General features: G+C 39.4%; 14 protein-coding genes and 3 pseudogenes. 4 read left to right on the top strand and 13 right to left on the bottom strand.

What is annotated here, in order from left to right; translation table 11 throughout:
• Nucleotides 1-71 precede the first annotated feature (71 nt).
• The 6 genes from tuaC to ACQXR1_RS01750 form a co-directional block, all read right to left on the bottom strand.
• Nucleotides 72-1,247 (bottom strand): teichuronic acid biosynthesis protein TuaC, encoded by a 1,176-nt coding sequence (gene tuaC, locus ACQXR1_RS01775; protein WP_430771630.1) that lies wholly within the window; start codon nucleotides 1,245-1,247, stop codon nucleotides 72-74.
• Between the two features lie 22 nt (nucleotides 1,248-1,269).
• A complete protein-coding gene (gene tuaB / locus ACQXR1_RS01770) occupies nucleotides 1,270-2,709 on the bottom strand; it encodes a teichuronic acid biosynthesis protein TuaB (protein WP_430771629.1) in 1,440 nt (479 codons plus the stop codon).
• Between the two features lie 23 nt (nucleotides 2,710-2,732).
• On the bottom strand, nucleotides 2,733-3,368 hold the full coding sequence (locus ACQXR1_RS01765; RefSeq protein WP_430771778.1) for a sugar transferase: 636 nt from the start codon (nucleotides 3,366-3,368) through the stop codon (nucleotides 2,733-2,735).
• Nucleotides 3,369-3,623: 255 nt separating this feature from the next.
• Nucleotides 3,624-5,111 (bottom strand): N-acetylmuramoyl-L-alanine amidase, encoded by a 1,488-nt coding sequence (locus ACQXR1_RS01760; protein WP_168781623.1) that lies wholly within the window; start codon nucleotides 5,109-5,111, stop codon nucleotides 3,624-3,626.
• 84 nt (nucleotides 5,112-5,195) lie between these two features.
• The gene (locus tag ACQXR1_RS01755) at nucleotides 5,196-7,340 is read right to left on the bottom strand and encodes a SpoIID/LytB domain-containing protein (protein ID WP_430771628.1); all 2,145 of its coding nucleotides are present in this window, start codon (nucleotides 7,338-7,340) and stop codon (nucleotides 5,196-5,198) included.
• A gap of 28 nt (nucleotides 7,341-7,368) precedes the next feature.
• Complete coding sequence (locus ACQXR1_RS01750) at nucleotides 7,369-7,689, bottom strand: hypothetical protein (RefSeq protein ID WP_430771626.1); 321 nt, start codon at nucleotides 7,687-7,689, stop codon at nucleotides 7,369-7,371.
• Nucleotides 7,690-7,881: 192 nt separating this feature from the next.
• On the opposite strand from ACQXR1_RS01750, the pseudogene ACQXR1_RS01745 reads away from it, so the two are divergent.
• Nucleotides 7,882-8,768 (top strand): annotated as a pseudogene (locus ACQXR1_RS01745) (LCP family protein).
• 26 nt (nucleotides 8,769-8,794) lie between these two features.
• On the opposite strand, the gene wecB reads toward ACQXR1_RS01745, so the two are convergent.
• On the bottom strand, nucleotides 8,795-9,937 hold the full coding sequence (wecB, locus tag ACQXR1_RS01740; protein WP_430771624.1) for a non-hydrolyzing UDP-N-acetylglucosamine 2-epimerase: 1,143 nt from the start codon (nucleotides 9,935-9,937) through the stop codon (nucleotides 8,795-8,797).
• Nucleotides 9,938-10,266: 329 nt separating this feature from the next.
• Between wecB and galU the strand changes: the two genes are divergently transcribed.
• Nucleotides 10,267-11,145, top strand: coding sequence for a UTP--glucose-1-phosphate uridylyltransferase GalU (galU, locus tag ACQXR1_RS01735; RefSeq protein WP_014481080.1), 879 nt, complete (start codon nucleotides 10,267-10,269; stop codon nucleotides 11,143-11,145).
• A 105-nt stretch (nucleotides 11,146-11,250) separates the two neighbouring features.
• Here galU and ACQXR1_RS01730 read toward each other — a convergent pair.
• The 3 genes and pseudogenes from ACQXR1_RS01730 to ACQXR1_RS01720 form a co-directional block, all read right to left on the bottom strand.
• Nucleotides 11,251-12,180: pseudogene (locus ACQXR1_RS01730) on the bottom strand (IS3 family transposase).
• Nucleotides 12,181-12,326: 146 nt separating this feature from the next.
• A pseudogene (tagH, locus tag ACQXR1_RS01725) lies at nucleotides 12,327-13,232 on the bottom strand (teichoic acids export ABC transporter ATP-binding subunit TagH); the annotation flags it as partial.
• 20 nt (nucleotides 13,233-13,252) lie between these two features.
• Complete coding sequence (locus tag ACQXR1_RS01720) at nucleotides 13,253-14,080, bottom strand: ABC transporter permease (protein ID WP_106295374.1); 828 nt, start codon at nucleotides 14,078-14,080, stop codon at nucleotides 13,253-13,255.
• A 273-nt stretch (nucleotides 14,081-14,353) separates the two neighbouring features.
• Between ACQXR1_RS01720 and ACQXR1_RS01715 the strand changes: the two genes are divergently transcribed.
• Nucleotides 14,354-15,670 (top strand): glycosyltransferase family 2 protein, encoded by a 1,317-nt coding sequence (locus tag ACQXR1_RS01715; protein WP_430771622.1) that lies wholly within the window; start codon nucleotides 14,354-14,356, stop codon nucleotides 15,668-15,670.
• A gap of 344 nt (nucleotides 15,671-16,014) precedes the next feature.
• On the opposite strand, the gene ACQXR1_RS01710 is transcribed toward ACQXR1_RS01715, so the two are convergent.
• From ACQXR1_RS01710 to tagD, 3 genes are all read right to left on the bottom strand, one after another.
• Nucleotides 16,015-18,591, bottom strand: a complete 2,577-nt coding sequence (locus ACQXR1_RS01710; protein ID WP_430771620.1) for a CDP-glycerol glycerophosphotransferase family protein — start codon at nucleotides 18,589-18,591, stop codon at nucleotides 16,015-16,017.
• 307 nt (nucleotides 18,592-18,898) lie between these two features.
• Complete coding sequence (locus tag ACQXR1_RS01705) at nucleotides 18,899-21,034, bottom strand: CDP-glycerol glycerophosphotransferase family protein (RefSeq protein WP_430771618.1); 2,136 nt, start codon at nucleotides 21,032-21,034, stop codon at nucleotides 18,899-18,901.
• A gap of 141 nt (nucleotides 21,035-21,175) precedes the next feature.
• Nucleotides 21,176-21,565: a glycerol-3-phosphate cytidylyltransferase gene (tagD, locus tag ACQXR1_RS01700; protein WP_116315785.1), complete on the bottom strand. Its 390-nt coding sequence runs from the start codon at nucleotides 21,563-21,565 to the stop codon at nucleotides 21,176-21,178.
• A gap of 363 nt (nucleotides 21,566-21,928) precedes the next feature.
• On the opposite strand from tagD, the gene ACQXR1_RS01695 reads away from it, so the two are divergent.
• A complete protein-coding gene (locus ACQXR1_RS01695; RefSeq protein ID WP_430771777.1) occupies nucleotides 21,929-22,708 on the top strand; it encodes a WecB/TagA/CpsF family glycosyltransferase in 780 nt (259 codons plus the stop codon).
• Nucleotides 22,709-22,721: the final 13 nt, after the last annotated feature.

Here is a 22,721-nt window from a genome sequence, read left to right as displayed (position 1 = left end):
GACGCAAATAAATGGATTTAGACAGTATTATATTCCACATTCATATACCATATTAACCGACAGATCCTAACTTAATTGTTCTTGACAACATCCTTATACACATCCAGCAACTTGCCGGCATTTTGAAAGGCGTCATAATCATCGAGCACCGTTTGATACAATTCTTCAGCAATGACTTCTTGCCAAGTGCCGACTTCCAAATATCCCTTGACAGCTTCTGTAATACTTGAAGGCGAGCGGGGCTCGATCAGCAGATGTTCATGCTTTCCGAATAAAGACGGGACCCCTCCGACCGACGTACAAAGCACCGGAACCTTGAGGGCTAGCGCTTCAATGACAACAGTCGGCATCCCTTCTGAATACGAAGGGAGCACAAACAGATCAGAGGCAGCCAGGTATTCAGATATTTCAAGGTTTGCGACCTGCCCCTTTAATATTGCTTTTTCACCAGCGATTTGACGGATATGCTGCTTCTCCGGTCCGTCGCCGATGAATACAGCTCTGTAGCTGTCATCAAGCGACCTGACCGCTTCAGCCAGCTCGGCTACACCCTTTCCTTTCACCAACCGACCGACGAACGTCAGCAATTTTTTGTCTTTCGGCAAGCCGAGTTTCTCCCTCAATTCAAGTGTTGAAGCGGAATTTTTCCGAAAATTATCCAGATTGACGCCGATAGGAAGCACCGAGCATTCAGCACCGGTCATTTCTTTTGTTTTGGCTTTCAAAGCATCACTGACAGCCAAAACTTTAGCTGAGGCATGCACAGCCATATCAAATGCTCGAAAAGCGCCTTTGCTGTAATGAGGATAAATATTGACATCACTTCCGTGCAAAGTTAGAACATAAGGAACCTTTAGCCTCTGTGCAATAACGGCTGCGGCACCCCCGGATGGCATCGCGAAATGGGCATGGATAAGATTCGGCGCAAGGCTGTACTTCTCGATCGTACTCAATACTGACTTTGCGATCCGACGATGCGGCTGTGCCCATTTTAGCTGTCCAGGCAGAGCCCTATATGGTGGTCTGTAAACCGGGATACCTTTTCTTTCTTCATATTCCGGGACTGTTCGTGCTTGGCGGTATTTTTTTTTCAACAGCCTCAGAGGAGCAGGGTTCACAGGCAATGGACATATGACCGTCACATCAACGCCCTGCATATACAACGCCTGAACCTGTGTTTCATGAAAAACACCTTCTCCCGGTTTTTGACTACTTGGATAAACACTGGTAATCCAAAGAACCTTCAATGATGAACCGCCCTTTCTGCTGTCATCTTCCTAATTGGGCCCTCATAGCCCGCCGATATAATTTGCTGACCAAAAAAACGTAAAAAATCCCGCTTATCCCGACTGAAACTGTCAGCTGAAGCATGGCGCCGTGAAGCAGATGCCTGCTGCCAACGCTCAAAACAAGCGCCAGCAATGCCATAAGCAGCGTCAAGGCCAGCGGTTTTCCAACTGTTCGAAAATATACGCCCAGCTTCAGCTGGATGACATATTTGAGCAGCCATCTGCCAATAAAGAAATTAATCAGGCTGATCGCTGCATATGTCCAAGCGGTGATCGTCAAGTCATTCGTTAATACCGCCGCGTAAAGAGACAGCCCATAAAGGAGCATGATCCCACTGTCCCAATAAAATGCCAGGTCTGCTCTGCCCTTCGCCAGCAAAACCGATCCATTCGGATTCATCAGAACCCTGAGCAGTCCGACAATCGCGAGAATGTTTAGAACCGGTACAGCCTGCAGCCATTTTTCTCCGAAGGCGACTTCAATAAATAAATCTGAAACAGTCATCAGTCCGATCAGAAGCGGGAATGAAATCAGTGCGAGGAGCTTTGTCATATTTAAAAAACCTTCGCGCAGCGTTTGGTTGTCTCCCTTATTTTTTGAGAAGACAGGAAACGCTACCCGTGTCACGATCGGGTTGATTTTTAATACGGGAATCGTAATAATCTGATAAGCTAGGTTATAGATTCCCAAAGCTTCCGCACCGAGAAACCGTCCGATCAAAATCATGTCGATATTGGCGCCAAGTCTGTTTACAAGCCTGGAAGCAAGCTGAAACGCGCCGAAAGAGAAAAATTCTTTCACTTCCCCAAATGCAAAGACAAAAGAAGGACGCCATTTTTTAAAATATGCAGCAAAAAACATGATGCCTTTAACCGAATTAAGAAAAACTTGTGAAAATGCATAGGCCACAATTGGATCCATCAGAAAAACCAAAACGAGCAGGAGCACAAATGACAAAACGGTGACCCCGGCTTCTATTTTGCTCAACACATTGAACTTCAGTTCTTTTTGCAACAAATATTGATACTGCTGCCCGACCGGGGCGATTAAAAACATGCCGGCCAAGATCCGCACAAGAAAAACCAGTTCGTCCCGCTGATAAAAGTCTGCGATGAACGGACTCAGGCAAAACAGGCCGATAAACAAAAGGATGCCCGTTAAGATATTCAGCCAATACAAAGTAGATAATTGGCGTTCACTGATATTCTCCTTTTGAATTAATGCGGCTCCAAATCCCATATCGAGTACAATTTGTGTGAAAATAGTAACAGTGGTCAGCATCCCGACCAAACCGAATTCGGCAATTGTCATGATATTGCCGAGCAGTGCAAACTGTATAATTTGAATGACCGTGACGATCAAGGTTGAAACACTTGTCCATTTTGCACCGCTTAATATTTGTTTCGTAATGGTAGACATAGCACATTCCTAACTTCCTCGTATTATCTAGCTCCTTCGCCAGTCAGTACAACTTTAATCGTTTTCAGTATAACCTTTAAATCGAGAAGAAACGTTAAATTCCGAATGTAATACAGATCGTGCACCAATTTTTCTCTCGGACTGATATCATAGCCTCCGTTTACCTGAGCAAGTCCCGTTAACCCCGGTTTAACAATTAAGCGGTTTTTAAATCCCGGAATTTCGTTGTGAAACTGAGCGGTAAACATTGGTCTTTCAGGCCTTGGCCCCACAAGGCTCATGTCACCAGCCAGCACATTGATTAACTGCGGAAGTTCATCGATTCTGGTTCTTCTTATAAAAGACCCGACTGCAGTAACGCGCGGATCATCCTTCTGCGCCCATTTTGCACCGGATTTTTCTGCGTCAATTCTCATAGAACGCAATTTGATCACCTTAAAATGCTTCCCGTCTTTTCCGACGCGTTCCTGGCGGTATAAAGGGGAACCCGGTGTTTCAATACAGATTAATATACAAAACAGCAGAATAAACGGTAGTGTAAGAGCGAGCCCAATCAAGGAAAGGACGATGTCCATTATCCGTTTCATATATAAATATCGTACTGCTTTTTTAGATAGAGCACAGGAATATGTTTGCTGGCTTGAATATTCATTGTACATTCTTAAACTTTTGTCGATACTCACTAGCATACACCTCGATTAGTATGTTACTGTTAGATCTTTTCGTCAGTGTAGCATACGGACGTAAACATAATGTAAAAAAGTTATTAAAATTAGTAAATTCGTTGATCTTTTGTTAAAAGTGCATGCCTCCGTTTTGTCTTTAAATTCACCAAAAATATCATACTATATTATAAAGACAAAACAAAGGCAGCATAGGCAGTTTTTCCAAAAAACGAATTTTCTGTTTATATATTAATAGTAAGCAACGATTCCGTCGTAAATCGCTTTAGCGCCTTTTTCTTTGTAGATTGAGCTTTTGAGCTTAGCCGCATCGTTGACATTGGTGATAAACGCAAGTTCAACAAGGCAGCTTGGCATTTTGGATTCCCTGATGACATGGAAGTTGCCGATTTTCACACTGCGGTTTGTTGTATTCAGCGCTACATAGAGACGATTTTGAATCTCGGTTGCCAACCTTTTACTGTTGGCTGATTCATACGTCGTATAATAGTAGGTTTCTGTTCCGGAAGCAGCAGGCGTTGCCGAGTTTGCATGGATGCTGACAAACAAATCTGCTTTATTTGTCTGCGCTTTTGACACGCGCTGTGCGAGCGTCAGGTAAGTGTCGTTCGTTCTCGCCATTATTGGCAGAGCACCACCGTTTGATAATTTCGTATTAATTAATTTCGCAACATCAAGGTTCACACTTTTTTCATATAGACTGTTGCCGATAGCACCGCTGTCTGTACCTCCGTGCCCTGCATCAATGAAGATTTTTTTTCCTACGATCGGATTTTTCAGCTGTGACACGACATTTGATTGAAGAGAAACCGTTCCGCCAAGCACGGTAAACGTCGTCATGTTTTTGGAACCGATCACTTCTCTTGTCGGTGTCGGTAAAGACGATGCATTCGTGAACATCATCGGACGGTTTTGCTTAGCCGCCAGAACAGATCCTGTTAATCCATCGGCATACGCATAGCCGTTGCTGATAATTGCATTTTTCGCAGATGAATAATATTTCTTGACGACATTTGTCGCTACTTCATAGCGGTTGCTGCCGCCGATCCGCGTCGGAGAAGCAAGTTGTTTGTATACGCTGCTGGAGATGCTGACTTCACCGCCTATGACAATGGTCGATGTTGTTCCTTTGCTCTTCATCGCATTTTTTGTCGCTGTCGGTATGGAATTTGAAGATGTTAAAAGAATCGGAATGCCGTTTCTTGCGGCATATGCGCCGATCGCAAGGCTGTCAGCATACGCCGTTCCGTTTGCGATGACTGCTTTTGAATTTTTCGGCAGCTTATTCGCAATATTCGCCGCAACCTCGTAGCGATTCGCTCCACCGATGCGTTCGACAGATGACACACCAAGCTTTTTAATCTCGTTTACGACGCCGTTTTGAACGCTGACGGTTCCGCCGATTACGATCACTTTGCTAGGTTTTAACTGACTAATTCGGTTTTTTGTCGCCGTTGGTAATTTAGACGCTTCAGTTAATAAAACAGGCGCGTTGTTTCGATAGGCAAACGGAGTCGCTGAAAGGACGTCTGCATATGCCTTTCCATTTGCAACAATGATAGTGCTTGCACTTGACCATCCCTGCTTGGAAACATTCACCGCGACCTCAAAACGGTTTGCACCGTCTAATCTTGTGACAGAGTTGGCTGCAAATACATTAGGCGCAAACAAAAAGAATCCCAACAACAAAATAGGTACAGCTTTAAGAAAAACCCTCAAAAAAATAACCTCCAAAAATGTAAATGTTATATTTTCCCCTGAACATGAACAGAGGAGGCACTGCTGCCTCCTGTTCTAACTCTATTAATAGCTTGATAGAGTCGTATTTGGATAATAAAAACTTAAGATTTTCTTGTAATCGTGCCCGGCAGCAGCTCTGGCATTTGCTCCGTACTGACTCATGCCGATGCCATGGCCGAATCCTTTACCGCTGAGAGTAAAAGCGTTCGTATTGTTGGATACAGAAGCATACGTGCTCTTCATATTCATGCCGCCCAGCATCGATCTTAATTGAGTCGTCGTCACGGAAATCGTCGCTGTTTTTTCCGAGAGATTTCCGTTTGACAGAACATAGCCGTTTGATTTTTCTTTGACAAAGTAAGAAAACTTCACCTCTGCTGTTTTCGGCCGCTGACCGGCAGTTTTCGCGCTGCTCAAGGTCACGCTTGAGATTTTCGTGATCTTAATGGATTCTGCACTAGGATATTTATTGGTAATAAACCAGCTTTTCAATCCGGACAAATAGGCGGAGTTCGTTTCATTTGTCGTATTCCACCATGTGCTAGGGCTCTTTAGGTTTAAGCCGCTGGTATTGATCTGCGTTTTATTCAAGGATATCGACCAGCTGTTTTTCGGATCGTATGTATCCGCTTTGGCGATTAAATATGGAACATTGCCGCCCCATACCTCTGCGCTTGCTTCCGTATATCCCCCATTACTCGATGAGTAAACAGCCGAAATCAAGTTGCCGTTATATTTTAAAACTTGTCCTTTTGTTGTATTTACAACGCTGGATGTCTTCGAATTCCAGTCATATCCACCGTAAACTTGAAACGCTTGTGTATCAGCCACTACTTTTCCTGCGGAACCAACCGAATATGTTCTAGCTGCCACCGCTTGGGCTTTTAACGCTTCTGTCTGCCAGCTTGCCGGCATTTCGTGCGGTACAACACCTTTTAAATAATCTTCGAACGGAATGTTTTCGTTTATCGGCCGAACATATTTGCTTGATTCAATCGTAAACTTCATATTGCCTAAATAAGGCCTTCCGTTGATGCTGATGGAATTTGATGTCGAATATTTTTTAGGTGACGCCGTAAATGTCGTTCCAAGCGTTTTGACAGCATTATTATTTTTGTAGAGCACAAGCTTTCCGCTCGATAGATTAACAGAGTATCCGTCTCCGGTAAGCATGTCTGCCAGACTATTTTTCAATGAATCCGTAATTGAGGTGGTCCCCCCAAGCAAAGCAAAAGACTGGGTTCCTTTTTTCGCGACTACATCTGCAACAGGAGTCGGCAGGCTGCCCGATTGGACAAGCAGCAAAGGATGCTTTTGTTTGGCTGCAAGGACGGAACCGGCCAGTGCATCCGCAAAAGTCGTTCCGTTAGACATGAAAACCTTTGATGCGTTCATGTTAAGCGCGTTAACAATATTCGCTGACACTTCATACCTGTTCGCACCGCCGATGCGGGTAACAGCCGCTTTTTTCTTTAATGTGTTTTCAACACTTGTGCTGACACTCAACGGACCGCCGACGATTGTAACTTTGCTCGGAATATTGTAATCGCTACGGATCGTATTATTCCCTGAGAGCAGTATCGGATAACCGTTCATTGCCGCATAAGGCGCGATCGACAGAGCGTCGGAGAAGACCAGACCGGTGGCAACAATCGCCTGGCTGTAGGACCCCATCCGGCTCGCAATATTTTTAGACACGTCATAGCGGTTAGCGCCGCCGATACGGACAATTGCCCCATACTTTTTCAGTGTGTTTTCAACATTTTTGGAAACGCTCGTTGTTCCACCGATAATTAAGATGTTATCAGGCTTCATCTTGGCAATTTGAGTTTCGGTTTTCGCCGTCAGCGTTCCCGCATCTGTTAATAGAATCGGCGCATCGTACTTCTTTGCAAGCGGAGCTGCAGAGAGCGCGTCCGCAAAAGCGTCCCGATTGACAATCACGACTGTGCTCGGGTTCGTCCATCCGGCAGATGCGACATTGTTTGCCACATCGAAGCGGGTCGCCCCGCCGTACCGCTCTGTCGCGGAGATTCCCGAGCCTGGAATTTCGTATGAGCCGGTAATGTCGATATCAACACTTGATTTATTGCCCAAATAATTACTTAACTTTACCGAAATTGTTTTGTCGGCAGCCTGGGCAGATTGCGTAAACATCAGAGCTGCAGCAGTTACTGACGACAGAACCAGAAGCTTCATCTTTTTCAAAACGTTATGCCTCCCTTGATTCAGCTCTTTATTTGATTTCGATGCTTTTCAACTCCAAAACGCCATTCTCGACTTTTGTATATTGGACTTCGACTTTTTTGCCCTCTTCAATGGAATTGACTTTTTCCTGAAGATCTTCATCAATTTGAAGCGTTGTTTCTTTGCCATCGATGTTCACCGCAATTGTGTGGCTGTCAGCCAACCCCGCGAATGAACCTTCTTTAGTGATGGTTTCTTCAGATGCCGCATTTTTATTGCCTGAGCTAGACTTGTCCTCCGATTGGCTCGAAGTGCCGCAGGCTGACAACAAAAGCAGCATTGATAATGTCAGAACTATGAGTTTTTTCATCTTCTTCACCTCTCCCTTTTTATCGACAAATTCCAACAGATTCTTTAATTTTAGCGAAAAATTTTGCAGATTGATTGTTTTTTTTGAAACATTTTTCTAAGAATTTCGTCTATCCAAAAGGACACATATATTTTTTTATTTTTGAATTTTTAAAAAATTTAATCAAAGTAGCTATTAAAAGTTGAGGGCTATATGAGAGCTGAAAAGAGAAATAAATAGAAAAAAAGCCCCTTATAATTATTGCTTGATTGGAATTTTTTGTTCTCAGCACAGAAGGCTACTCCTATTACTTATGGAATAAAACGGCATCTACTGTGGCAAACATTCATGAAAATATTAACAAATCAAAACACGATTCAGCTGTTGATATTGATAAACATGATCCGTTTTCCGTGCTTCTCAAGGGTGTCGATGAACGGGATGGTGATAAGGAACCTGATCTATATGACGGTGAATCCGAAAACGAAAACGACTGAAATTGTTAGCATTCCGAGGGATACTGAAATTATCAGCATAGGTAAGATGGATAAGATCAACCATTTATACGCATTCGGTGGTGTTCAGATTCAGAAACGGTTGATAATTTTCTAGACGTTTTGGTCGATTATTTGGTTAAAGTGAACATGGAAAGTTTCAGAGAAGTCGTAGATATGCTTTGGCCGGGCATTACCGTGAACAGTACGTTCGCTTTCGCTATGACGGCTATTCATTCGGCAAAGGTGAGATTACGCTGAATGAAAAAGAAGCGCTCGCTGATACGAGAATGAGGAAAGAGGATCGGAAATGCGATTTCGGGCATCGGAATAGACAGCGTCAAGTTCTCGAAGGAATCATTAATAAAGGCGCCAATATATCACGAAATTGGAGATATGTTCAAAGTGATCGAAAACAACGTTAAAACAAATCTCACGTTTGACTATAATTGGGATATCCATCCGGCTTTAAAGAAGCACGCTCAAAAGTCATTCAGTATGAGCTGAAAGGCGACAGCACAAAAATAAACGGAATCTATTACTGCAAGCCGACAAAGCTCTCTGTCTAACATTACAGACGAACTGAAAGAGAGCCTTAATAAATAAAAAAGCTTCCTGTAAAGGAAGCTTTTTTATTTATCTTTAAACACATCAGGCCGTACTCTTCGGTATCCGTAACTATAAAGCAGCGCCTCCGCAATTCGCCGCGAAGCCCGTCCGTCCCCGTATGGGTTTGAAGCCTGGGACATTTTGCGATATTCATCTTGATCGGTCAACAGCTGTTTACTCAGTTCATAGATCTTATCTTCATCCGTTCCTGCCAGTTTAAGCGTACCAGCCCGAACGCCTTCTGGCCGTTCCGTAGTATCGCGAAGCACGAGGACCGGCTTTCCAAGCGACGGCGCTTCTTCCTGCACCCCACCCGAGTCGGTGAGGATGAAGTGAGCTTCAGCAGCGAAGTTGTGAAAATCGATGACTTCGAGCGGCTCTAACAGATGGACTTTATCCAAATCGCCGAAGTGCTTTGCAGCCGCTTCACGGACAGCGGGATTGAGATGAACGGGATAAACGACCTGTACGCCGTCAAATTCTTCGACGATTCGCCTGATCGCTTTAAACATGTTTTCCATCGGCTTCCCTAAATTTTCACGCCGATGTGCGGTAAGTAAAATCATCTTGTCACTTCCGATTTTTTCAAGGACGGGATGTGAATAGCCGTCCCTTACTGTTGTGCGAAGTGCATCAATTGCGGTATTTCCGGTGATGAAAATCGTCTCCGGATCTTTATTTTCGCGGAGTAAATTCTTTTCGGCCTGCTCTGTCGGCGCAAAATGAAAATCGGCAATCGATCCCGTCAGAAGCCTGTTCAGCTCTTCAGGAAACGGCGAGTATTTGTTTCCGGTTCTAAGCCCCGCCTCTACATGGCCGACGGAAATTTGGTGATAATAAGCAGCAAGACTCCCCGCAAATGTTGTTGTCGTATCACCGTGAACAAGCACAATGTCCGGTTTGATGGACTGAAACAGCTCGTCTAGCTTCACAAGCGCATTAGACGTAATTTCAGCCAGCGTTTGCCTTTCTTTCATGATATTCAAATCAAAATCAGGCTTTAAGTCAAAAGCTTCAAGTACCTGATCAAGCATTTGCCTATGCTGGGCTGTAACCGTCACATAAGACTCAATTTGAGGATATTTTCTTAATTCAAGCACGAGCGGCGCCATTTTTATTGCTTCAGGGCGCGTGCCGAATACTGTCATGACTTTTAGTTTCTTCATTTTTCTATCACCTGTTTTCTATATGAGTAGCTTTTTTCCTAAGTTTTCTGGTTGGAAATATATCGTACCTTTGGATTTCTCAAGACGATATACTCATCATAAAACATCCAGAGATCAAACCGCAAACCTTCCTGTTGAAGAATGAAATTTCCTTTCATTATATAACACCTTTACGCTTTATACCTGTTTACACTTGTTTAAGAATTGTTTTTCTTATATGATGTGTTTGTAATTGTAATTTTTCGGGGTATAGCATACATATATTCTCTGCTTGCCAAGCGTTTTTTTCTAGCTGACTAGAAAACATAGTTTAAGGAAGGTGTATTGAATTGAAAAAAGTTCGTAAAGCGATAATTCCCGCCGCAGGTCTTGGAACACGTTTCCTCCCTGCAACGAAAGCGATGCCTAAAGAAATGCTTCCAATCGTAGATAAGCCAACCATTCAATATATTATTGAAGAAGCCGTTGAAGCCGGCATTGAAGATATTATCATCGTAACAGGTAAGAGCAAACGAGCCATTGAAGACCATTTCGATTTCTCGCCGGAACTCGAAAGAAACCTTGAGGAAAAGGGTAAAACTGAACTGCTTGAAAAAGTAAAAAAAGCATCAAACCTCGCTGATATCCACTATATTCGCCAAAAAGAACCAAAAGGACTTGGGCATGCCGTTTGGTGCGCACGCAACTTTATCGGAGACGAGCCATTCGCAGTTCTCCTTGGAGACGACATTGTCCAAGGAGAAAAACCTGGTCTTCGCCAGCTGATGGACGAGTACGAAAAGACTCTCTCTTCCGTTATTGGCGTTCAGCAAGTACCTGAAGACCAAACGCACCGCTACGGGATCATTGATCCTCTAACAAACGAAGGGCGCCTATATCAGGTCAAAAACTTTGTTGAAAAACCAAAACCGGGCACGGCACCATCTAACCTTGCGATTTTGGGACGGTATGTCTTTACTCCTGAAATTTTCATGTACTTAGATAAACAGCAAATAGGTGCAGGCGGAGAGATCCAGCTGACCGATGCCATTCAGCAGTTAAACGAAATCCAGCGCGTATTTGCTTATGACTTTGAAGGCAAACGCTATGATGTTGGAGAAAAACTCGGTTTTATCCAGACAACTCTCGAATTTGCCATGCAGGACAGCGAACTGAAGGATTCACTGATTCCATTTATGCAGGACCTTCTGTCAAAAGAAGAATTTTAATAAAAAAGTATTGGATAGACATGGGGACTGCCCCCGTTTTTGAGACAGAGATCAAAACACAGTTTATACAGCCAATTGCCGATCGTTTATCGGTGATTGGTTGTTTTATTTCGTTTGAATACGAATGTTGTTATAAATAAATGTATTCTTTGGCAGTGCGTTCTAAAATGGCAAACGTGGTTTGATCAATGCTGTTAAGATACAATAAAACGTACCATAATTTAGTGAGGAATGAAACGATTCGATGAAAGCATTATCAGCGGCGTCCCTTTGCGGGATATGCTCATGGTGTTTTAACAGCTTTCTGATACTAGTAAGATGTATATGATTACTATGTAACACGCAATTCTCAGGCATGCTGGCAGCTTGATCAAGTGTGTATAAAACAAAGTTTCTGTCCTGCTTATCTCCAAGCGTAAAAGCAATAACATCTCCATTGGATACATACAATATATTGGAAAGGTGCAATTTATTCTGTCCATAAAGCAAAAAAACATGATGTACGTTACTAGTTTTTCAAAAATATGATCAGACTGAAAGTTCCGACTAATATATTATCGAACACGCATATGACTGTCCATTCTTCTTACGCTTTTTCATCTTAGCCCAGCACTGCCATTTAATATGGCTGTGATTTTCTGATATACATATCGATACTTGTGCTGTCCACAGCGTGCCGATTTGTTTTCCAAAATTGCGTTTGAGGTGATTTCTTCTTCCAACGAAAATAAGACGTTCATGAGATACTAAAATGAACGTAGATATCCTGCACGATCATTGTGCTGTGCAATACCTCTGCAAGTTTGACTGTTTTAACACTTCATTCTGTTATCTCAGGTAATTATTCTCTGCCTGCAGCTTCTCTAATTTCGGAAGCATACTCCGGCCCTTTTTCGAAAGTGTATTGCTTCCAACAGGCTGTTCGAATTGATGTTACCTCCAGCCTTGTGCCTCTAACCGATGTCTGAACCTGCTTCTTATTCTAAATATTCAATTCCTTAATGATTTCTTTCATAGGCACGCCTACAGTCTCATTTCTACAGCCTTCTGTTTAACTTCAACCGGATCACTCACTTTTGTCCCATAGAAAAAACACCTCCTAGTCTTATTTCGGATAACAACTATCCGTTTCCAAACTAGAAGGTGTTTCATTTTATATCCAATAGCTTTTTCTTTTAAACAAACATCGCTCCGGCGGCCAATACGAGCAGGATGGACAAACCTGCAATCGGAATGATATTTGCCAAAGATTTTTGTTTTTTCTTTTCTTTTTCAGGATGAGCTAGATCTTCTTCAGACAAAACCTTTTTGCGACTTGCTAATTGCTCTTTTTTATATTTGTCTTTCTCTTTTTTGGAAAGCTTTTTAAACCAGCTGATAAATTCTTTATATTCCTTTACGACCGTCTTTGTGTCATCAAACATGCGAAGCTCGCCATTATCGATCCAGGCAACCCGATCGCAAATTTTCTCGATTTGACCGATTGAATGGCTGACAAAGAAAATGGTTTTCCCTTGATTTTTAAACTCGGTAATTCTGTCGACACATTTATCATAGAAGGTTTGATCACCTACTGATAACGCTTCGTCAATAATTAAAATATCGGGATCAATATGCACTGAGATCGCAAAGCCAAGCCGGGACTTCATTCCGCTGGAATAGCTTTTAACCGGCTGATTGATAAACTCGCCGATTTCTGCAAATTCAACGATGCTGTCATACATCTCATCAATTTCTTTATTTGTGAGACCCATCATTAAACACTTGAGACGAATGTTGTCTCTGCCCGTCAGCGCATTGTTTAATCCTGCGGAAATTGCAATCAGGGAAGGTTGCCCGTTCATTTCAATTTCACCACTTGTCGGCGGAATGATTTTTGCCAGCAGGTTGGACATCGTCGATTTTCCCGATCCATTAATCCCTACAAATCCGATAGTCTCCCCTTCGTACACGTCAAAGGAGACATTCCGAACAGCAAAAAAACTTTTATCCTTATTCGGAAAAAACAGCCCTTTAATTTTATCCGATTGTTTTTCATAAAGCTGATACTGTTTTGAAACATTTCGAAACGAAACTTTTAGTTTCATCTTTAAAATCTCCTTACGTATTAAAGAAAGTCAACAAACCTATCTCTGAATTTCATATGCAGGACAGATCCTACGGTCAAGAGCAATAATGTGAAAGCCCAGAAATACAACGTGTATGTTATATCTTCGAAGAACCAGCTTCCGTCGAAAAAGCTGCTTCTAAATCCATCTAAAATATAAAAAAGTGGATTCAGTTTAATAGCTGTTAGTAAAACGGGATGCTCTTTCCCTAACTGATGTGCTATATCCCAAAAGATAGGCAACAAAAAAAACAGTAGCCTTGTCACAGATTGGAGCAAAAACTGATAGTCCCTAACAAGCACACTAATGGTTGAATTAAACAAACTAAAGGCAAACATAAATATAACCATACAGATAAAATAGTAAATGTATTCAACCCAATGAAGACTTGGATAAATACCAGACGCTGTTAATGCAACGATATAAATCACCATCATCACAAAATAGCTGAACAGGTTTGCCACAATCGCTACTGAAGGAAGCGAGCTAATTGGAAAATTCATTTTGGCCACCATGTTGATTCGCTTATATACACTGTTTGAACCATCTAGAATCGTCGGGCTGATAAAAAACCACGGAATCAAACCGGCTAGCATCCAAATGATAAAGGGCACTTCACCAATACCCGTAACCACATCAGTGCTTTTTCTAATCCCGATCCCAAAAACAAACCAGTAGGCCAACATTTGAATGAGTGGATTTAACAACTGCCACAGCACACCCAAATAGTTCATTTGGTATTTTGATTTTGTTTCGTAAGCTGCCAAGCGTAATATTAAAGAAAATGACGTTGCTTGCTCTTTCAGTATTCTCACTAATGCATTCATTCTAATCTTCCTTAAAATATTAGTTTTGGTTCACAAAAAGTCTAAATTAACACTGCTCTCTATTGTAACAGATAATGATTAATTTTTCACTTTTGGACTTAACCAAAGCACGATACCAAAATTCCCAATGTTTCCCTGTTAATTATTAAAGGTTACTCTGAGCTGATCTGTAGAATATTTGACACTAAGTACAATATGGAACCTTTTCATATTACAATTCAATATATCTAAAACTTGTTATTATCTTTTTTTGTATAGAATAAAAAGAAGGCGATGGTAGAAAGAAAACAAATTTTAATTAAAAGAACTATTGTTCCCTTTACAAGGGTAAAGAATGAAGCTGATATTATAGAAGTTTTCGTTAGATACAATTTAAAATTTCTTGATCATATGTTTATTTCAATTAACCGTCCAAATGATGAAACTAGAACAATATTAAAAAATTTATTGAAAGAAGGATTACCTTTAACTCTATGGGAGGACGACGATCCTTCATTTGAACAAAATAAAAAAACCACTGAAGCTTATCATAGAATTTCCAAGGAACTTAATTTTGACGCAATTGTTTTTTTGGATGCTGACGAGTTTATTTATGGAGATATAACTGAAATCAAAGAAAACATTAAGCCAGGAAATGTCTATCAAATGGATAGGCTTGAGTACGTTTACTTAGAAAACGTTTCGTTTAACGAAAACGTTTTAGAAAAGATAAGGTATAGAAGAAAAAAGTATCAATCGGCAAAATCTTTAATTTGTCAAGACAAAAAGGATTATACAAATTATAAAATAGGGAATGGGAACCATTACGTTTATTATAAAGGAAAACAAAAAATAGACGGCAAGTTGAATCTGAAATTAGCTCATTTCCCTTATAGATCAACCAATCAATTCACCAACAAAAATATATTGAATTGGCTCTCTCTAATGTTTAACAATCCTGCCTTATTACATGCTGAAAACACTATTGGTGTACATTGGAGAAATTCTTATAAATATCTATTAGACAGGAATTTAAAATTGTCACCCAATGATCTATTCTCATATCTTTATAAATGCACTGATAAAGAAAGCTTTAAAGAAGAACTAATATTTGAGCCCTTGAATACAAAAGATATTGATTTAAGATACACTAACCTAGAGAATGAAAAGTCATTACAATATATGCTAGTAAAAGATTTTGAGTCAGCTTTAAATAAAATAGAGGAATTGAAAAATACCCAGCCCAATACCTTAACTAACTCGATTTACCCTTCCAAGTATGATAGTGGTTTTATTTATAATGAGGTCAAGTTATTAAATAATGCAAAAGTTTATGCACAAGATACCCTTCCTCGAATTAGAAAAATAGGAAATGAAGTGGAATTATCTGGAGCTGTTAAAGGGATTTCTAAAGGGAAGTCAGAAGAATATATTGAATTTCCAAAAGAAATGGCACCGGATCGAAACTTTCAATATACCAATGTTTCTTCTCATGGCAGTTTAGCATATTGGCAAGTACAACCCAATGGACGGTTGAAATTATTAAGAGTCACTAATCAAAATGCTGATAATTTATCCTGGTATCCTTTTCATATTCGTTGGTTTGTTTGAATTTAATCAAAAAATAGAATCCTCCTTTAAAACACTGAGAGTGTACCTTATAGGGGGATTTTTATCTATTATATGGGAATATAACGTGTTTAACGGGGGGAATTTAAGCTTAAAAGATGGAAGTAATGTTACCCTCTAGTTTTCAAATAGACATACATAAAGCAACACGAACTTATATGTCAACACGCTACACGCTGTTCTTTAAATTATTACTTTCCATAATTTAATTTAACATGAAGTCATAAATAAACGACCTTAACTCGAAATAGAAAAACGAGTTAAGGCCGTAACAAGAAAAGTTATAACTGGACTGGCTTAAAGTCCAAAAATTAATCAAGCATTACTTAAACTTCCTCGGAACAAACTTCCCTATAAAACATTTTCATTGCTTGATGATTGTAATTTTCGTAGTCAAATCTCTTGAATCTTCTATTATAATTTAAATCCTTATTTAATGCCCTACCCCTGTCTTCCGAGTTATCTAACACGAATTTTTCCATTTCAGAAAAAAGTCCATCTACATCATTCGGAGCAAGCGTACCATACCCATCTTCTAAAATGCTTCGAGATCCTGCAATGTCAGTAGCAATTATTGGTTTATTTAGTACCAGCGTTTCTAACAACACCATTGGCTGGCCTTCATGATTAGAAGATAAAACGAAACAATCAGCTTTATTAATCAAGAAAAATGGATTTTTCATTTGTCCAGTGAATATAACACTTTCTTCTAGTCCCAATGTTTCAACCAAATCATTTAAAGTTTCCTTTAAGATACCGTCACCAATAATATAAAGCTTCATTTTTAAATTTTCATATTTGTTAATCAGTTGAGAGAATGCTTTAATTAATTTTTCTTGATCTTTTTCTGGTGATAACCTTCCCATGTTTACAAAGTTGATTTCGTTATGTTTAGGCAGCCTAATGCCTTTAATACTAAATGCTCCTGGCTTTTCTTCCTTTTGAATAATATAGTCTTGTCCCTCATAGCTCTCAATTAAAAAACCATGATTTTCCACAGAATCTTTAATTTTGTCTACATTTAATGAGTTATGAACATAAACCATCTTATTTGTATCAACATACTGTGCTAAATTTTCAGCATTTAGATCCCTAGTATGTTTTGCAACAGACACGATTTTATTAAAGCATTTATATAGAGAAAAGACTATGCCTAATTTACGTTTATGCTTATACTTACCATTTATGATTTTATTGGTCTCAGCAAGCATATCATTATGTTGATATATGCTTTTTTGGGGAAATTCTCCCAAAGACATGACCATCGTCCAGAAAGGTACGTATCCACTAAAATCGACCGCTATATCAATTCTCGCGTTTCCCAACATACGATTTATTTCTCTTTTAAAAATCTCTTCAGGCTTCCTTTTCGCTAATTCCTCGGTGTAACCCCTTTTATTCATCAATCCATGTAGATACCAGTCTTTTATGGTTAAGTTCATGCTTCCTACTCGATAGACCCGCTTTGCTTTTTCATTTATCCTGCTTATATTGTAAGAAGATTCTTTATCGTAGTTTCCTTTATCAATCACAATAACATTATACTTTTCGTAATCGATATTGTTTAATAAATTTATAGCTGAAGATGTAATACCATTATTCAAGAAACCGCCACAATAAATCAAAATGTTTTTTTTGTGAGGTTCTTTAACATCAAAGACACAGTCAGACTGTTCCTGTTTGCCTTTAAATATAATATCAACTATTTTTTGAGTAGAATCTCCAACTCTTTTGATATAGACCTCATTCATTTCTTGATATACAGACTGATATCGGTCTTGTACAGACTCAATTTCTTTGATATATTTTGCAAGCTCATCTGTTGTTTTACATATTGGACCCGCTAGTGTGTTAACATCCAAGTACATGCCTCTTTTTTTCAGATACTGCTCTTTATCATACATAAAATACAGAATTGGTTTGTTGGTTGCCATATAATCAAAGAAAATACTTGAATAATCCGTTATCAGGATATCTACAAGCGATAGTAACTCATTTGTATCTATACAATCCGGAATACACTTACTCATTAATTGTTCATCGTGTTTAATGTATTTAAATAAAAGAGTATGGACCTTTAATATAAGCTGATAATCATCCGGAATCTTTTCATTCAATGCCGAAATATGATTAAATAGCTCTTCATTAATGTTGGAGACACTTCCTACTTCTCCTCTCCATGTAGGTGCATACAGAATAATTTTTTTATGAGGATCAAGTTCTATAATGTTTTCTAACGTTTTTCTAAGTTCTTCTTTATCTGTATTAAAGGTTAAATCCATCCTTGGATAACCCTCTTCGATGATTTCCCCATTGTAAAGGCCTTCTAAATCATGAGAATCAATTAATTTCTCTGAAGTGAATTTATTTGGAGATAAGATATAGTCACTATGCAAAAAGTTTCTTTGGATATTTTTATGCTGACCAATAGGCCCCTCCATATCTTTTCCAAGAGTTTTAAGAGGAGTTCCATGCCAAGTATTAATATAAATTTGTTCATCCTTCTTTTGAAAGTAGGTAGGAAAAGTAACATTATTAATTAAATATTTTGCCTTTGTCAAATATTTAATATATTCCTCACTATGAACTTTAACAAATCTTACATTTTTCAAGCCTTTATACTTATTGGCATAAGGATTGTCCTGATCATTTAACGCCCATACGTGTGTAAAATTTTTGTATTCTTCATTGTTAACTAGATGCTTAAATATTGCATATGGATTGTCATTCATCGCTTTTCCATGATAAGATTCATAGAAAATAATATGAGGATCGATTTTATTTTTCTTGAAATTTCTCGTGTATTCAACAGTGCGTTTAAAATTTTTGTTGTTAGTGTATGTTTTAAATGGTTCTAATAAAAACTTCGCTCTTCTTTTTGCTATTTTTAATTTCTTATTCATTCCAATCTCCTCTATTTTCCTACTTATTTTAAAGGTAAATTTATTAGTTCATTATTCATATACAAGAAAAAAATTCTTCAGTTACTTCTATGTTTTGGTTGATTAAACTTAAACTTAATCACCTAAAGAATAAGGAGTAAGTATCTTACTATTTGCTCTCTAGTTCTATACATGAGAACCATAATAGCATAAGTTTCTCTAAAAGTTAAGAACACATTTAGCCAATAGCATTGCAATACACTAACCAATTTTAAGAAAGCCATTGCAATAATACAATGGCTTTGAAATAGTCATTAATGGAGATTTTTTACTCAAAAATTCTATTCACTACTTTTTCCGAAGAGTTGCCCGTCTCCAGGTAACAAAACCTTTCATAAAAAGGTTCAAAAATGTCAGGCAGGCGATAATCAGATGTCTCTGTTTCCTTAATTTTCTCAATTACTCCCTCAGTCGTTTTGACTAACGGACCTGGTGCTTCTTGTTCAAAGTCAAAATAAAAGCCGCGCAGCTTGTCACGATAGGTTTCAATGTCTGGAACGAAGAAAATCATTGGACGTTTCAAATTTGCGAAATCAAAGAATACTGAAGAGTAATCTGTAATTAACAAATCAGATACCATATAAAGTTCGCGAATATCTTCATATGCTGAGAAATCATATGCGAATCCTTTGTACGGTGAAAGGTCAAAGTTTTCCGCGATTAAATAGTGCATTCTTAAAACGATGACGTAATTATGGCCGATCTCCTCTCGCAGCTTTTCCATATTCAAATCAAGGTCAAATTTGTATTTTCCTTTTTTATAGAACTGATCGTCCCGCCATGTCGGTGCATATAAGATGACCTTTTTATCTTCAGGGATATTCATTTTTTTCTTTATGGCCTTCATCGTTTCCGGGCGGTTGTCTGTATACAGAAAGTCATTCCTCGGGTATCCGGACTCAATCATTGTTTTGTTAAATTGAAAAGCGCGGGCAAAAATCTCGGTTGAATAACGATTCGGGGATATTAAATAGTCCCACTTCGATGCTTCTTTAGTGAAATTTTGCTTGTACTTCTCAGTGTTGGTGCCCGGCATGTGCACTTCTTCCATATCGACGGCAAGCCTTTTCAGCGGAGTCCCGTGCCATGTCTGCACATATGTCGTGTGCTTTGGTTTGGGTATCCACAAAGGGAGCCGGCTGTTTACAACCCAATATTCCGCCCTTGCCATGGCGAACAGCCACTTCAGCGTGAATCGGTTAATATAAGGGACTTTTTTTTCTTCGAAAATTTCTGTATAACTCGGATTTACACTCCATATTAAGTTGTATTCCGGGTGATGTTCCTTCATATATTCATAAATTGCTCTTGGATTGCAGCTGTACTGCTTACCGGCAAAGCTTTCAAAAATGACGGTTTTCTTTTTAACAGGCAGTTTGCCGGCCAATCCAAAAGTAGAATAGTATGCCCTCTTCACCATGCCCGAAATTTTTTTCTTTACTTTATTCTTGCCTTTGCGGATGACTGACATCAGCCTTTTACCTTTTCCTTTGGCAAAATAAACCGCACGGGTTCTGATCGTGTAATCATTCATTCTTAGACACATGCTCCGTTTTCGCTTCTGCGGATAAATGTGAAAACGAGCTGGTCCTTTTTTTGTGTCAACAATTGAAAAACTGTCTATATCATCAATCAGCCTGAATGCCCTGCTTTTTATAGTGATTTCCTCCCCTGTTGCAGCATCTTCACCTACGTATTCTATATAAAACAGAAAGAAAGCAGGCATCCTGTTTTCTTCATATAGCTTTTTCAGATCAATTTCCGCCTCAAATCCTACGGTATGATCTGAAGCATCAGCTGACAGATCGCCGCGCTGAACGTCTTTTAAAGGAAAATCAAAAACCCTCTCCTTATCGTTTTGGCTAATTTCCTTTAAAATTAGCTTTCTGCTTTTTACTATTAAACGTTCTTCAGCATCTAGCAGAAAAGTATAGCCTCCGATCATTAATTTTCCGTCGGAGCATAATTTCATACTGTCCGGTTCAGCCACTGCTTTACTTCGTAAAATATCAAGAGCGAAGTGGCCTTTTAGGGTCTTATACGGTAAATAAATGAACTGATTGGCTCGATCCTTATGCCAAGACAGCTCAATCGGTTTTGATGCTGTGTAAATCCTCTTTTTACATTGATGTTTTTTATTATTTTTATAAAGTACATAAAAATCGATGACCGCTTTATCTATCATCAGGTTAGATAGGCCATCTAAAGATACTTTCGCTGCTTTTAACTGCTCTGAATCGCTTATTTTGTTACATGTTACACGCATGTCTTTTTTCGTATTGCGGTTAACTGCCAAAACATCGACATGATCAAGAGGAACAGAACTTTCGAACACAAAATAGAGACCAGTATCATTAATTTTTATTTCCAACAGCTGAAATTTTATCGGAATTGCACTATCCATAAAGTCTGTCTACTCCTCTTTTTTTATTCAAACAAAGCTGTTCATACTTATTATATTAAAATGACTCGTATACGAAACAAAAAGCACTTCTTATCTTTTTTAAGAAGTACTTTTTTGAATTTTTATTATGTTGAGCCGACATTAAAGATTCGCGATTTCCTCTTTGATCTTCGTCGTGGAAATCCCTTCGGTTCTCGGGAGGTAAACAACCTTGCAGTGGTCCTTCAGGAAGTCGAATTTCCCTTCCCAGTCATCCCCCATGACAAATACATCGATATCATGATTGATCACATCTTGTACCTTTTGATCCCAGTTTTTTTCCGGGATAACTTCGTCTACGTAGCGGATCGTTTCAAGAATCAGCTTGCGGTGCTCATAGCTGTGATATGCTTTTTTCTGCTTTTGAAGATTGAATTCGTCAGTCGAAATCGCTACGACTAGATAATCCCCCAATTGTTTTGCCCGTTCCAATAACTTGATATGTCCCCAATGTAATAAATCAAACGTTCCGTATGTGATGACTTTCTTCATTGTCATGCGCTCTCCTTTCTAATCTTAAGGCGAAAAGCTATATTAATATATTAAAAACACTCGATAAGTTACATTTATTTCACAGGTCTTTACTGATCATTCATTATAGCACATCGCCTATCAAACGTTAAGTATTGTTTAGTGTAAATGAAATTCCAAATTTTATCTAAAAAATTTGAACCTCTTCTGAATAAGACGTGAAAATCTAAAACTAATGTAAATATATTGTTAAACTTTTATGAATGATCTATGCTAAAATATACGTTAGACTTCCTGAATTTATGGGCTGGTCTCTTAATCTTTGACTTTCATACATTCGTATATAATTACACTTCTTAAACCGGAAGGAGGAAAAAAACTATGCTGCAAACGGAAACGGTTCATCATCTTGCATATGTTAACGGGGATTTGCCCGGATTTTTGAGTCATCTTGAAGAATCCTTTATCGACCGCAATGAGGGGGCATTTATCGCAACGGTAAACCCTGAGATCGGGTATGCGGCTGCAAAAGACAAGGATTATTTTAAAACAGTTTCATCTGCTGACTTTATCCTGCCTGACGGAATCGGCATCGTCCTGACGTCAAGGCTGATCAACAGCAGATTAAAATCGAGGATCGCGGGGTACGATGTATTTATCAACCTTCTCGGCCTGGCTGACCGCAAAAAGAAAAGGGTGTTTTTATACGGGGCCAAACAAGAGATTATTCAAGCTGTTGCAAATCGGCTATCAACCGAATATCCAGGAATTGAGCTAGCCGGATACTCGCACGGCTATGTCAAAGACAAAGACGAAGTTGCGAAGCAAATCGCGGCTGCCAAGCCTGACATGGTTTTTGTGGCTCTCGGATATCCTCATCAGGAAAAGTTTATTTATGAACATAAGCATCTATTTCCTCAGGCGATCGCGATCGGCATCGGCGGGAGCTTCGACGTTTTCAGCGGAAAAGTGAAAAGAGCGCCGAAAATATTCATTAAGCTTAATCTTGAATGGATGTACCGCCTGCTGACCAATCCGACAAGGTGGAAGCGGATGCTGAACATCCCGAAATATGTCTTTTCCGTTCTGAAAGAGGAAAGAGTTCAAAAACAGCGGCACTATTATCCGGAGCAGATCAAAGAACAATCTAAAATTGATGTGTAGAAAAGAGTTTGAG

It is taken from the genome of Bacillus sp. ATD (assembly GCF_050585765.1).
GTDB classification, from domain to species: Bacteria; Bacillota; Bacilli; order Bacillales; family Bacillaceae; genus Bacillus; species Bacillus stercoris.
The sequence above is the reverse complement of the archived record's forward strand: the minus strand, read 5'-3'. Positions and strand labels throughout refer to the sequence as shown.